We start from the raw sequence: 12,197 nt of genomic DNA, 5'->3' as shown, positions 1-12,197 counted from the left end.
GTAACTGTGTCGCTTATAAATTTAAAGGTGAAGTTGATATTGATCACATTAACCTTGAGGGAACATTGGGATAATTAACGTAACGAATACGTAAAAATGACCACGGCGTCGTTACAAGGATGAAACAATGGGATGGGATGTTCCCAGTAGTTACCGTCTAATTGGTGCAACTAAATTACTTGCAGTGTTAGTTGTTATTGGTCTTATTCAACATTTTGATATGATAATTAAAGCCTTACGTTTTGATTTACTGAGTATGGTGCCGATGAGTATCACTGTCTTAGTATTGATCTCAGGAATACTTGCTTGTATTGGGTTATTTCGAGGTAAAAAATGGGGATTTATCCCCCTCTATTTTTACATTCCTGCTGCAACGTTATTTCTTCAAGTGAGTTTAATTCCTTTTATACCTAATATTTTTCCTGTTAAACATCATGATATTGCTATTATGGTGATCAATAGCTTGGTATTACTGTACTCCGTGTCGCTACTTTTGCGACGAATGGAGACTAATTACATTAAAGAATATTAAATGGTATTAAATTACTGCATTGAATCTGTGATAATAGCCTTAATTTAATCAAGTCGGTGTTCGTAATCACGGTACCGATCTTCTGCTCAGCAAAGGATGATGATAATGAAAAAAATTGAAGCCATTATTAAGCCATTTAAACTTGATGATGTTCGCGAAGCGTTAGCGGAAGTGGGTATCACGGGCATGACAGTATCAGAAGTCAAAGGATTTGGTCGTCAAAAAGGCCATACTGAGCTTTATCGTGGTGCTGAATACATGGTCGATTTTTTACCTAAAGTGAAAATCGAAATTGTAGTGACTGATGAAGTTGCAGAACAATGTATCGACACCATTGTAGAAACCGCTCAAACCGGCAAGATTGGGGATGGTAAAATCTTCATGTTTGATATTGAGCGTGTGGTACGTATTCGTACCGGCGAAGAAGATGAAGATGCTATTTAATTTGTGATGGTTAATCATGATGAAACATTAAGAGGAGTTGCAATTATGCAGCTCCTTTTTTATGACTTCATTTTATGCTAATAAATAGCTGTCGAAGCATGAAGTCAGTCTAGTAATCGATTACTGTTACCACAAAGAAAAGCACATTTAGGACTTTCTGATTTAGATCAATTTATGTAATATAGGTTACAGATAGAAATTAAAACGAAAACGATTGCGTCCACGTGGCGTCTAGGTTTGTGATTTTCGTTTACCACTAAAAAATAGTATAAAACTTTGCCGAGTCAGGAGATACAGATGCTAAAACGCGATATGAATATTGCTGATTATGATGCGGAACTATTTGCAGCTATTCAGGAAGAAACAGCCCGTCAGGAAGAACACATCGAGTTGATTGCTTCTGAAAACTACACCAGCCCACGTGTAATGGAAGCACAAGGTTCACAGCTGACAAATAAATATGCTGAAGGTTATCCTGGTAAGCGTTACTACGGTGGTTGTGAGTTCGTTGATAAAGCAGAGCAACTTGCAATTGATCGTGCTTGTCAGCTATTTGGAGCAGAGTACGCGAACGTTCAGCCACACTCAGGTTCTCAAGCCAATAATGCAGTTTACATGGCATTATTAAATGCAGGTGACACGGTATTAGGCATGAGTTTGGCGCATGGTGGTCACTTAACGCACGGCTCACCTGTAAACTTCTCTGGTAAGTTATACAACATCATTCCTTATGGTATCGATGAAAATGGTCAGATTGACTACCAAGAAATGGAAGCATTGGCATTAGAGCATAAACCAAAAATGATCATTGGTGGCTTCTCTGCTTACTCTCAAGTTGTTGATTGGGCAAAAATGCGTGAAATCGCAGATAAAATTGGCGCTTACTTATTTGTTGATATGGCGCACGTTGCGGGCTTAATTGCGGCGGGTGTTTATCCAAACCCTGTACCTCATGCGCATGTTGTTACCACTACAACTCACAAAACATTAGCTGGCCCTCGCGGCGGTTTGATTTTGTCAAACGAAGGTGAAGATCTTTACAAAAAGCTTAACTCTGCTGTTTTTCCTGGTGGTCAGGGCGGTCCGTTAATGCATGTTATCGCAGCGAAAGCGGTGGCCTTTAAAGAAGCGATGGAACCTGAGTTTAAAGTTTATCAAGCGAATGTGGTTGTTAATGCTAAAGCGATGGTGGCTGAATTTATTAAACGTGGTTATAACATCGTTTCTGGTAGTACTGAAAACCATTTATTCCTTGTCGATTTGATTGATAAAGGCATTACAGGTAAAGAAGCCGATGCGGCATTGGGTGCTGCAAATATCACTGTTAACAAAAACAGTGTACCCAACGATCCACGTAGCCCATTTGTAACCTCGGGTATTCGTGTCGGTACACCATCAATTACTCGTCGTGGTTTTGATGCTGATGATGCACGTCAACTTGCAGGTTGGATGTGTGATATCTTAGATAACGTTAATGATGCTGCAGTGATTGAAGCGACAAAAGAGAAAGTGCTTGAAATCTGTAAGCGTCTTCCTGTTTACGCATAATTTGCACATGATGCAGTATTAGTTGCACATTGTTGTGTATCAAAATAAGGCTTACCTGTTTCATAGGTGAGCCTTTTTTGTTTTGTGAATAACATAAAATGCACCATTATTAATGATAATTGTTACTTTTAAGGCTATTTATTACAAAAAAGGAAGGGGATAGTCTCATTAAAGTGATGAAATGAGTTACACTGAGTCGATTGAATGTAGGAGGCTAAATGCATTGTCCTTTTTGCGGTGCAAATGACACCAAAGTAATCGATTCTCGATTGGTTGCAGATGGCCACCAAGTGCGCCGACGTCGCCAATGTTTAGCGTGTAATGAACGCTATACTACGTTTGAAACGGCAGAACTTGTAATGCCTCGCGTAGTAAAAACGAATGGTAACCGTGATCCGTTTAATGAAGAAAAATTACGCGGTGGTATTCAACGTGCGTTGGAAAAACGTCCGGTGAGTACTGACGACATTGAACGTGCGGTTAATAATATAAAATCTTGTCTTCGAGCAACCGGTGAACGTGAAGTACCATCTGAGATGATTGGTAATTTAGTGATGGAAGCTTTAAAAGAACTGGATAAAGTCGCTTATATCCGCTTTGCTTCTGTCTATCGTAGTTTTGAAGATATTCGTGAGTTTGGTGAAGAAATCGCTAAACTGGAACGTTAAAATACATAATCGTTAAGATCACAATAATGACACATACTGATCAACAAATGATGTCGCGAGCGATTGCACTGGCTAAGCGCGGTCGCTATACCACAGCGCCTAACCCGAAGGTAGGCTGCGTGATTGTAAATAATGGCGACATTGTTGGTGAAGGGTATCATTATCAAGCAGGACAACCCCATGCTGAAGTGTTTGCATTACGGCAGGCACAGCAGCGCGCTCAAGGGGCGACCGTCTATGTTACTTTAGAACCGTGTTCTCATCATGGTCGAACACCACCTTGTGCTGAAGCATTAATCAATGCCAATGTTTCGCGGGTTGTTTGTGCGATGGTCGATCCTAATCCTGTTGTTGCTGGGCGTGGTATTGCATTGCTGCAAGCGGCAGGTATTCAAGTTGACATTGGTATTTTAGCCTCGCAAGCACAAGCACTAAATCCTGGTTTTATTAAACAAATGACCTGCCAGATGCCTTATGTTGAACTTAAATTGGCAGCGAGTTTAGATGGGCGTACCGCATTAGCAAATGGTGTGAGTAAATGGATAACAGGTCCTAAAGCGCGAGCGGATGTTCAACAGTTCCGTGCCTGTGCTGGTGCTATTTTATCGACCAGCGCCACCGTTATTGCTGACGATCCATCACTGAATGTACGCTGGAGTGAGCTTGATGCATCTGTTCAGCAACAATATCCTCAGTCAGCTTTACGCCAACCTCTACGGATTATTATTGATAGTCAGAATCGATTGACACCTGAATATCAACTATTCAACTTACCGGGAGAGACTATTCTCGCTCGCACTATACTCGGTACCGAAGCGTGGCCAGACTCCGTACAACAATGGCAAATTCCAACGCAACTAAATAGTAACCAACTTGATCTGGTGGCTTTATTGTCACGGTTAGCTGGCTATGGCATTAATCATATTTGGGTTGAAGCGGGTGCTGGTTTAGCGGGAGCATTATTGCAACAGCAATTAGTTGATAGTTTGATTTTATATCAAGCCCCTAAATTAATGGGCAGCGATAGTCGTGGATTGATTGATATCACTGGGTTAACCACCATGGCACAAACACCACTGTTAACTATTACCGATGTGAGGTTGATTGGTGATGATGTTCGTATTATAGCAACAGTACAAAACAATAACTAAAGTAGTGAAATTAAGGGTTTATCATGTTCACTGGAATTATAGAAGCTGTTGGCAAAATATCAGCAATTACACCAAAAGGTGCTGATGTTTCTGTTACTGTTGATTCAGGATCGTTAGATTTATCAGATGTTAAATTAGGCGATAGTATTGCGACTAACGGTGTTTGCCTTACCGTCGTTAAATTAACGGGTAAAGGTTATGTTGCTGATCTTTCATTGGAAACATTAAACCGTACTGCTTTTGTCAATTATAAAGCAGGCCAAGTGGTTAATTTAGAAAAAGCGATGTTGGCAACGACACGTTTTGGTGGCCATATGGTGTCAGGCCATGTTGATGCTGTCGCTGAAGTGATTGAGCGTCAACATATTGGTCGTGCGATTGAATTTTGGATTAAAGTGCCACCGCAACTTGCTAAGTATATTTCAGAGAAAGGCTCTGTGGCTGTTGATGGCATTAGCTTGACCGTTAATGCTGTGCGTGGTGATGAGTTTAAGTTAACGATTGTGCCACATACAGCGGCTGAAACGACTATGGCTGATTTTAAAGTTGGCCGAAAAATTAACCTTGAGGTTGATGTTATCGCGCGCTACCTAGAGCGATTAATGCTCGGTGATAAAGCGGCGGAAAAGCAATCCCAAGTAACGATGGATTTATTGGCGAGAACTGGGTTTCTCGGTTAAGCATTGCTTTATGCTTAATAAAGCAACATAAGATTAAGGGTAGTATTATGATAAGTAGTGCAAAAGAAATCATTGATGATATTCGCCAAGGAAAAATGGTTATTCTGATGGATGATGAAGATCGTGAAAACGAAGGCGATCTTATTATTGCATCACAACATATCACCCCTGAAGCGATTAACTTCATGGCGACAAATGGCCGTGGCTTAATTTGTTTAACATTAAGCAAAACACGTTGTCAGAAATTAGGTTTACCGTTAATGGTTCAGGATAATACTGAACAATTTGGAACGCCTTTTACTATTTCGATTGAAGCTGCAACAGGTGTAACGACAGGTATTTCAGCGGCGGATCGTTCTCGTACAGTACAAGCGGCTGTGGCTGCTGATGCAACAGCTGCAGATATTGTTATGCCTGGTCATATCTTCCCATTAATGGCACAAGAAGGTGGTGTACTTACACGCGCGGGACATACTGAAGCGGGTTGTGATGTTGCACGTTTAGCTGGTCTTGAAGCATCAAGTGTTATTGTGGAAATTTTAAATGACGATGGCACTATGGCGCGTCGCCCACAATTAGAAGTCTTTGCTGAAAAACATGGCTTAAAATTAGGTACGATTGCTGACCTTATTGAATATCGTAATCTTCATGAAACGACGATTGAGCGTGTAGGTGAGTGTAAGCTTAATACCGAATTTGGTGAGTTTGATATGATCACGTATCGCGATAAGATCGATGATCAAATTCATTATGCATTACGAAAAGGCGACGTTGAAGAAAATGGTGCGACCTTAGTTCGAGTGCATTTACAAGATACTTTTAAAGATATTCTTCAATCAGGTGCTACGCAGTGGACACTGCCAGCAGCAATGCAACGTATTAGTGCTGAGAATGGTGTACTCGTGGTCTTGAGTAAACAAGAGTCAACCGATAGTATTATCAATAAAGTGAAAAATATTGCAGCTGAAAATGAAGGACGCCCACAAGTGAAGGCGAATCCATATAATCCTTCACGCCAAGTTGGTATCGGTTCGCAAATTCTATCTGATTTAGGTATTGGTAAAATGCGTTTATTGTCATCAAGTACACAACGTTACCATTCACTATCGGGTTTTGGGCTTGAAGTAGTTGAATATATTTGCGAATAATAGCGCATTGTATTTGCTGAAATGAATTCACGGAGCATTATCATTACTGATAATGCACACTTATTGGTTGGTTCTACAACGAATAAGCAATAAATATTAACAAATCCACTGAAACCGACGGTTGTGCGTAGCAGACATATCGTAAAGTGTGTTAGACTCCCGCGGTTTCTCAAACTGGAAAGACATAGTCACAGGAAGGCCCATGAAGGTAATTGAAGGCGCCATCGCGGCACCAAACGCAAAAATTGCTATCGTAATTGCACGCTTTAATAGCTTTATTAACGAAAGTTTACTTTCAGGTGCATTAGATGCGCTGAAACGTCAAGGTCAGGTTAGTGAAGATAATATCACTGTTGTTCGTTGCCCTGGTGCTTATGAACTACCGCTTGTTGCCCAGCAAGTCGCGAAGAGTGATCGCTATGATGCTATCGTAGCTTTAGGCTCTGTTATTCGTGGTGGAACACCTCATTTTGACTATGTTGCCGGTGAGTGTAATAAAGGTCTAGCACAAGTTGCACTAGAGTATAATACTCCAGTTGCTTTCGGTGTGTTGACTGTTGATTCTATAGAACAAGCCATTGAGCGTGCCGGTACCAAGGCTGGTAATAAAGGGGCAGAGGCTGCACTAAGCGCGCTCGAAATGGTAAATGTCCTGTCCCAAATCGAATCCTAATGGGGGTTACTGTGAAACCAGCCGCGCGTCGTAATGCACGTCAATTTGCTGTACAAGCAATTTATTCTTGGCAACTTACTAAAGGTAATGTTGCGGATATTGAGCAATATTTCCTTTCAGGCGATAAGTTTGAAGAAGAAGAACATCAAGCTGATGCGCCTGTATGTAAAGCGCCAGAAACTGATGTTAGCTACTTCCGTGATTTATTTGCAGGTGTTGTATTAAGCCATCAAGAACTTGATAGCAAAATGCGCCCATACTTGTCTCGTCCGCTTCAGGATCTTGACCAGATGGAACTTGCTCTACTTCGTCTTGCAATGTACGAAATGGTTAAGCGTGAAGACGTACCATTTAAAGTTGTGATCAACGAAGCCATCGAATTAGCAAAACTTTTCGGTGCTGAAGATAGCCACAAATTCGTCAATGGTGTGTTAGATAAAGCTGCACCATCTTTACGTAAAAAAGATAAATAATTTTTTTACGTTAAGTACGATGAAAGAAGTCAGCTTATTAGCTGGCTTTTTTTTTATTAAAGGAATAGACAACTATGGCAAAAAATGAATTTGATATCATCAAACAGTATTTTGCACATCAACAACAACAACGTGATGATGTTGTGTTAGCGATTGGTGATGATTGTGCGCTAGTGAATGTTCCTGCGAATCATTATGTTGCAATAAGTACTGATTCATTAGTTGCAGGCACACACTTTTTAGCTGATGCTGATCCTGCGTTAGTGGCTTATAAAGCATTAGCATCTAATATCAGTGATTTAGCCGCAATGGGAGCAACGCCGGCATGGGTATCTTTAGCACTGACATTACCCTCCATTGATGAAGCGTGGTTAGCGCCTTTTTGCCATAGTTTTTTTGAACTTGCTAATCGATATAATATTCAATTAATTGGTGGCGATACTACCAAAGGTCCATTAAGTATTACCTTAACCATACAAGGTCTTGTACCACAAGGTCAGGCATTAACCCGCAGTGGCGCACAAGTGGGTGATGATATTTATGTGACGGGAAATCTAGGCGATAGTGCAGCAGGGCTTGCTTTGATATTAAATCAATCCCAATGTGATTCACCTCTGGCTGCTGCATTGATTGAACGGCATTTTAAAGCACAACCACGGGTGAATGTTGGTGAAGCTTTACGTGGTATTGCATCCGCGGCATTGGATATTTCTGATGGCGTGATTGCTGATGTAACACATATTAGTGATCGCTCTCAAGTTGCGATTGATATCGATGTTGAAAAATTACCGTTATCTGCTGAGCTATTGGCATTTTGTGATGGTGACCGTCAACAAGCACAGCAGTTAGCCTTAACCAGTGGTGAAGAATATGAACTGTGCTTTACGGCTTCAAAAGCTAATCGAGATGCATTAGCGGTAGCTTTAGCGCATACTAATGTCAAATATAGCTGTATTGGTCAAGTGACTGCGGGGTGTGGTTTATCGTTATTGCAATTAGGTGAACCATTACGCTGGAAATTATCCGGTTGGGATCATTTTGGTATAACAAATAATTAGGGTATTAACGTGAGTACAAATCCAAAAGATTTATTAAAAATGAATAATCCTTGGCATTTATTAGCCACAGGATTTGGCAGTGGTTTAGCAAAATATATTCCTGGTACTATGGGAACGTTAGCCGCCATTCCGTTATACCTAATTCTTGCTCAATTGCCTTTTGGTTGGTATTTAGTCGCTGTATTGATTGCCGCGTTGATCGGGATCCGTATTTGCCATATTACCTCTACTGACATGAAGGTACATGATCATGGCAGCATTGTGTGGGATGAGTTTGTTGGTTTTTGGATCACAATGGCAGTCGCACCAACTGTGTCATGGCAGTGGATATTAGCCGGTTTTATTTTATTCCGCTTTTTTGACATGTTAAAACCATGGCCGATAAGTTGGCTTGATAAACATGTTGAGGGTGGTTTTGGCATCATGATTGATGATGTTTTAGCTGGCTTTATGGCAATGATCTCATTGTGGTTTGTTGGTTACTGGTTAGGTTTCTAAGTTTTACCTTAATGAGTAAGCAGTAAAAAAGCCATGAAGTGTATGCTTCATGGCTTTTTTGATCGTTGCTAATGTAAATTAACGCTTATTTAGCAAGATATTCAACAATTTGTTTTTCTATACCGGCACCATCTATTTTTAACATATGGTGTAATTCAGCTTGCGTCCCTTGTTCAATGAATCGATCGGGCAGACCAATGTTTAATACTGGTTTAATGCACTTTTGCTGCATTAGAAACTCAATCACACCGCTACCTGCGCCGCCAGCAATCGCATTTTCTTCAACAGTAACCAACACATCATGGTTAGCGGCTAGTTCAAGAATTAAAGCTTCATCAAGCGGTTTAACAAAACGCATATCGGCAACGGTTGCATTTAAGTTTTCCGCTGCATCCAAACTATAACCCAGCATGGCACCAAAGTTTAAAATGGCCACTTTCTCGCCTTGACGGCGGACAATGCCTTTACCAATTTCAAGTGCTGTCATGGTCGTTTCTACATCAGTGCCAAGACCACAACCACGCGGATAGCGCACGGCTGTTGGGCCTTGGTGTTGATGGCCAGTATAAAGCATTTGGCGACATTCGTTTTCATCGCTTGGTGCCATGATCACCATGTTCGGAATACAGCGCATAAAGCTAATATCAAATGCACCCTGATGGGTTTGACCATCAGCACCGACTAAGCCCGCACGGTCAATTGCAAACATCACTGGTAAGTTCATAATGGCAACATCATGAATCAGTTGGTCATAACCACGTTGTAGAAAGGTAGAATAAATTGCTACAACTGGGTGATAACCACCAATGGCCATACCGCTGGCGAGTGTAACCGCGTGCTGTTCTGCAATTGCAACATCAAAATATTGGTCAGGGTATTCTTTGGAAAAGCGTACCATGCCCGAACCTTCACGCATGGCAGGTGTAATAGCCATCAGTTTATCGTCAACTGCGGCCATGTCACAAAGCCAGTCACCAAAAATCTTAGAAAATGTTGGGCTAGTATTTTTTGCTTTTGGCAGTGGTTTTTCACTTAAATCAAATTTTGGAACCGCGTGATAATTAATTGGATCGGCTTCTGCTGGCGCATAGCCTTTGCCTTTTTTAGTCATGATATGCAGAAATTGCGGTCCTTTAAGATGACGCATATTCTTGAGTGTTTTAACTAACTCATCAATATCATGGCCATCAATTGGACCAATATAATTAAAGCCAAGTTCTTCAAACATGGTGCTTGGAACAACCATACCTTTAATGTGTTCTTCTGCGCGTTTAACGATTTCTTTAATTGGTGGCGCATTAGAGAGTACTTTTTTACCGCCTTCACGAATGGATGCGTAAAAGTTACCTGCCAACAAATGTGCTAAGTGGTTACTTAACCCACCGACATTTTCAGAAATCGACATTTCATTATCATTAAGAATGACTAACATATCGCTATGTATATCACCGGCATGGTTCATGGCTTCAAATGCCATACCCGCCGTAATCGCGCCATCACCAATAATGCTGACAACTTTGCGGTCAAGACCTTCTTTTTCAGCCGCAATCGCCATGCCTAAACCAGCACTGATTGACGTTGAAGAGTGACCGACAGACAGAACGTCGTATTCGCTTTCATCACGCCAAGGAAAAGGATGTAATCCACCTTTTTGGCGAATGGTCGACATTTGATCGCGACGGCCCGTTAAAATTTTATGCGGGTAAGCTTGATGGCCAACATCCCAGATCACATGATCAAACGGGGTATTATAGACATAGTGAAGCGCAACGGTAAGTTCAACTGTACCGAGTCCGGAGGCAAAGTGACCGCTCGTTTGGCTAACCGTCTTGAGTAAATAAGTACGTAACTCATCACAGACTTGAGGCAGACTTTCTGCGGGCAATAATCGTAATTCATCTGGCGTATTAGCTAATGCGAGATGCGGGTATTTTGATATATCCAAAGTCATAACAGTTCGGCGCTTTTACTGATTTTAGTTGTTGCGCTCGATAACATATCGGGCAAAAACTTCCAATTGATAGGTATTGTAAGGTATTGCTGCTAATGCTTGTAGCGCTTCTAGATAAAGTTGCTGCGCTTTTTGTTGCGCACCTTCTAACCCAAGTAGTGCAGGATAGGTACTTTTATCTAACTCAAGATCTGAACCTTGAGGCTTACCTAGCGTTTCAGTGTCGCTGATTACATCTAAGATGTCATCTTGAACTTGAAATGCAAGGCCTATGGCATCGGCATACTTGTCGAGCTGAGGTAGAATTTCGCGTCCTTTTTCACCAGCAGCCAGTGCACCTAAGCGAACCGCACAACGGATCAAGGCGCCTGTTTTGTGTTTATGAATTAATTCTAGTTGCTCTAGCCCAACGTGTTGGCCTTCAGCTTCTAAATCGAGTGCTTGTCCTTGACACATACCTGCAGCACCAGAGGCTTGCGCTAATTCGCTAACCATGGCGATACGTTGTTGATGTCCTTCTGGACTTAAACGACCTTGAGCAATAATTTCAAAGGCTAACGTTTGTAATCCATCACCAGCTAAAATAGCGATCGCTTCATTAAAAGCGATATGGCAAGTGGGTTGACCGCGGCGCAATGCATCGTTATCCATTGCGGGCAAATCATCATGAATTAACGAATATGCATGAATACATTCAACAGCCGCAGCGGCAGTATCAAGATCATCATAATCGACACCCAACATTTCACCTGTGACATATGTCAGATAGGGACGAGCACGTTTTCCGCCCAATAGGGTACCATGCTTCATGGCTTTTAGCAGGGTTTGGTCTGAAAAAGGTTGTTTATTTAACCAATCGATTAGGCATTGGTTGTTTCGTTGTTGCAGCGTTTTAAGCGTCTGCGATAGCGGTACACTATTCGTCATGGCTTGGCTCAAAGTCGGTTAGTGGAGCATTATCATCAGCATGTAATAAAATTTCTACGCGCTGTTCTGCTTGAGTTAACTTTAGCTGACTGTTGCGAGCCAATGAAATACCACGCTCAAATTTCTTCAGCGCATCTTCCAGTGGGATATCACCCGATTCTAGTTCATTGACAATGGCATCTAGCTCATCAAGTGCGGCTTCGAATGCCATATTTTCAGGTTTTTTTGCTGCCATATCATTTTCACTCTTATCTAAGTGCAAGAAAAATAACGTAGTGACTATCTAAGGTCAAATTATGTCACAGTAATCTGTGCCACAGACAGTAATTTTCATCGTTGGGATCAATAAATATCACTCAATGATGAAAATAAAACCCTAAATGAAACGTGATTATGGTCGATAAAGAGTTAGCTTGCGATAGATAGTGCTGTTGACGTTTTATCCT

Annotated in this window: 14 protein-coding genes; 11 read left to right on the top strand and 3 right to left on the bottom strand. The window is 41.3% G+C overall.

Annotated elements, in window-relative coordinates; translation table 11 throughout:
• The first annotated feature begins 127 nt into the window (after positions 1–127).
• From VXS03_RS03210 to pgpA, 11 genes are all read left to right on the top strand, one after another.
• Positions 128–532: a hypothetical protein gene (locus tag VXS03_RS03210; protein ID WP_327761933.1), complete on the top strand. Its 405-nt coding sequence runs from the start codon at positions 128–130 to the stop codon at positions 530–532.
• Positions 533–637: 105 nt separating this feature from the next.
• Positions 638–976, top strand: a complete 339-nt coding sequence (gene glnB / locus VXS03_RS03205; protein ID WP_006646656.1) for a nitrogen regulatory protein P-II — start codon at positions 638–640, stop codon at positions 974–976.
• Between the two features lie 297 nt (positions 977–1,273).
• On the top strand, positions 1,274–2,524 hold the full coding sequence (gene glyA, locus VXS03_RS03200) for a serine hydroxymethyltransferase (protein WP_327761931.1): 1,251 nt from the start codon (positions 1,274–1,276) through the stop codon (positions 2,522–2,524).
• A gap of 218 nt (positions 2,525–2,742) precedes the next feature.
• Positions 2,743–3,192 (top strand): transcriptional regulator NrdR, encoded by a 450-nt coding sequence (gene nrdR / locus VXS03_RS03195; RefSeq protein WP_327761930.1) that lies wholly within the window; start codon positions 2,743–2,745, stop codon positions 3,190–3,192.
• Between the two features lie 23 nt (positions 3,193–3,215).
• The gene (gene ribD / locus VXS03_RS03190) at positions 3,216–4,343 is read left to right on the top strand and encodes a bifunctional diaminohydroxyphosphoribosylaminopyrimidine deaminase/5-amino-6-(5-phosphoribosylamino)uracil reductase RibD (protein ID WP_442957415.1); all 1,128 of its coding nucleotides are present in this window, start codon (positions 3,216–3,218) and stop codon (positions 4,341–4,343) included.
• A 23-nt stretch (positions 4,344–4,366) separates the two neighbouring features.
• The gene (locus VXS03_RS03185; protein WP_327761928.1) at positions 4,367–5,023 is read left to right on the top strand and encodes a riboflavin synthase; all 657 of its coding nucleotides are present in this window, start codon (positions 4,367–4,369) and stop codon (positions 5,021–5,023) included.
• Positions 5,024–5,067: 44 nt separating this feature from the next.
• A complete protein-coding gene (ribBA, locus tag VXS03_RS03180; protein WP_327762039.1) occupies positions 5,068–6,171 on the top strand; it encodes a bifunctional 3,4-dihydroxy-2-butanone-4-phosphate synthase/GTP cyclohydrolase II in 1,104 nt (367 codons plus the stop codon).
• A gap of 202 nt (positions 6,172–6,373) precedes the next feature.
• Positions 6,374–6,844 carry a 6,7-dimethyl-8-ribityllumazine synthase gene (gene ribH, locus VXS03_RS03175; RefSeq protein ID WP_036795804.1) on the top strand — a complete coding sequence of 157 codons (471 nt, stop codon included), beginning with the start codon at positions 6,374–6,376 and terminating at the stop codon, positions 6,842–6,844.
• Positions 6,844–7,317: a transcription antitermination factor NusB gene (gene nusB / locus VXS03_RS03170; RefSeq protein ID WP_080157149.1), complete on the top strand. Its 474-nt coding sequence runs from the start codon at positions 6,844–6,846 to the stop codon at positions 7,315–7,317. Before ribH ends, nusB begins: the two co-directional genes overlap by 1 nt.
• A 74-nt stretch (positions 7,318–7,391) precedes the next feature.
• Positions 7,392–8,375: a thiamine-phosphate kinase gene (gene thiL, locus VXS03_RS03165; RefSeq protein ID WP_327761926.1), complete on the top strand. Its 984-nt coding sequence runs from the start codon at positions 7,392–7,394 to the stop codon at positions 8,373–8,375.
• A 9-nt stretch (positions 8,376–8,384) separates the two neighbouring features.
• Positions 8,385–8,873, top strand: coding sequence for a phosphatidylglycerophosphatase A (gene pgpA / locus VXS03_RS03160; RefSeq protein ID WP_327761925.1), 489 nt, complete (start codon positions 8,385–8,387; stop codon positions 8,871–8,873).
• Between the two features lie 85 nt (positions 8,874–8,958).
• Here the strand turns inward: pgpA and dxs are convergent, their stop codons facing one another.
• Genes dxs through xseB form a run of 3 tightly spaced genes read right to left on the bottom strand, consistent with a single transcriptional unit; the run spans position 8,959 to position 11,986 of the window.
• Positions 8,959–10,824, bottom strand: coding sequence for a 1-deoxy-D-xylulose-5-phosphate synthase (gene dxs, locus VXS03_RS03155; protein ID WP_327761924.1), 1,866 nt, complete (start codon positions 10,822–10,824; stop codon positions 8,959–8,961).
• A 24-nt stretch (positions 10,825–10,848) separates the two neighbouring features.
• Positions 10,849–11,751: a (2E,6E)-farnesyl diphosphate synthase gene (gene ispA / locus VXS03_RS03150; RefSeq protein ID WP_107276208.1), complete on the bottom strand. Its 903-nt coding sequence runs from the start codon at positions 11,749–11,751 to the stop codon at positions 10,849–10,851.
• Positions 11,741–11,986 carry an exodeoxyribonuclease VII small subunit gene (xseB, locus tag VXS03_RS03145; protein ID WP_045037567.1) on the bottom strand — a complete coding sequence of 82 codons (246 nt, stop codon included), beginning with the start codon at positions 11,984–11,986 and terminating at the stop codon, positions 11,741–11,743. The genes ispA and xseB overlap by 11 nt, the downstream gene beginning before the upstream one ends.
• Positions 11,987–12,197 lie beyond the last annotated feature (211 nt).

Origin of the sequence: Photobacterium sp. S4TG1 (assembly GCF_036040035.1) — a bacterium.
Lineage (GTDB): Bacteria > Pseudomonadota > Gammaproteobacteria > Enterobacterales > Vibrionaceae > Photobacterium.
The sequence above is the reverse complement of the archived record's forward strand: the minus strand, read 5'-3'. Positions and strand labels throughout refer to the sequence as shown.

Coding starts and splice junctions, on each gene's coding strand:
- VXS03_RS03210 (WP_327761933.1), top strand. CDS start 128: ATGGGATGGGATGTTCCCAGTAGTTACCGTCTAATTGGTGCAACTAAA.
- glnB (WP_006646656.1), top strand. CDS start 638: ATGAAAAAAATTGAAGCCATTATTAAGCCATTTAAACTTGATGATGTT.
- glyA (WP_327761931.1), top strand. CDS start 1,274: ATGCTAAAACGCGATATGAATATTGCTGATTATGATGCGGAACTATTT.
- nrdR (WP_327761930.1), top strand. CDS start 2,743: ATGCATTGTCCTTTTTGCGGTGCAAATGACACCAAAGTAATCGATTCT.
- VXS03_RS03185 (WP_327761928.1), top strand. CDS start 4,367: ATGTTCACTGGAATTATAGAAGCTGTTGGCAAAATATCAGCAATTACA.
- ribH (WP_036795804.1), top strand. CDS start 6,374: ATGAAGGTAATTGAAGGCGCCATCGCGGCACCAAACGCAAAAATTGCT.
- nusB (WP_080157149.1), top strand. CDS start 6,844: ATGGGGGTTACTGTGAAACCAGCCGCGCGTCGTAATGCACGTCAATTT.
- thiL (WP_327761926.1), top strand. CDS start 7,392: ATGGCAAAAAATGAATTTGATATCATCAAACAGTATTTTGCACATCAA.
- dxs (WP_327761924.1), bottom strand. CDS start 10,824: ATGACTTTGGATATATCAAAATACCCGCATCTCGCATTAGCTAATACG.
- ispA (WP_107276208.1), bottom strand. CDS start 11,751: ATGACGAATAGTGTACCGCTATCGCAGACGCTTAAAACGCTGCAACAA.
- xseB (WP_045037567.1), bottom strand. CDS start 11,986: ATGGCAGCAAAAAAACCTGAAAATATGGCATTCGAAGCCGCACTTGAT.